Origin of the sequence: Fluviispira multicolorata (genome assembly GCF_009208585.1) — a bacterium.
GTDB lineage: Bacteria > Bdellovibrionota_B > Oligoflexia > Silvanigrellales > Silvanigrellaceae > Silvanigrella > Silvanigrella multicolorata.
On the sequence record NZ_WFLN01000024.1, the window covers coordinates 1 to 232 of the forward strand.

Here is a 232-nt window from a genome sequence, read left to right on the forward strand (position 1 = left end):
TGTTACAAAATACAGACGTGGAGTTTTTACAAAAGAAATTCTTGAACGTACTAAGATTATTTTTAAAGAAACATGCGAACAAATAGATTGCGAATTAATCGAATTTAATGGTGAAGACGATCACGTGCACATTCTTGTTAGCATTCCCCCAAAACACTCTGTTGCAATTGTTGTTAGCAAACTAAAAGGGAAATCTTCTTATTTTATTAGAAAAGAGTTTTGGGAACTTATT

1 protein-coding gene is annotated in these 232 nt (G+C 31.5%); it reads left to right on the top strand.

The window, feature by feature from the left end; genetic code table 11:
• Window positions 1-232, top strand: a 232-nt coding sequence (gene tnpA, locus GCL57_RS14710; RefSeq protein WP_152214110.1) for an IS200/IS605 family transposase, incomplete at both ends; no start/stop codon positions are given.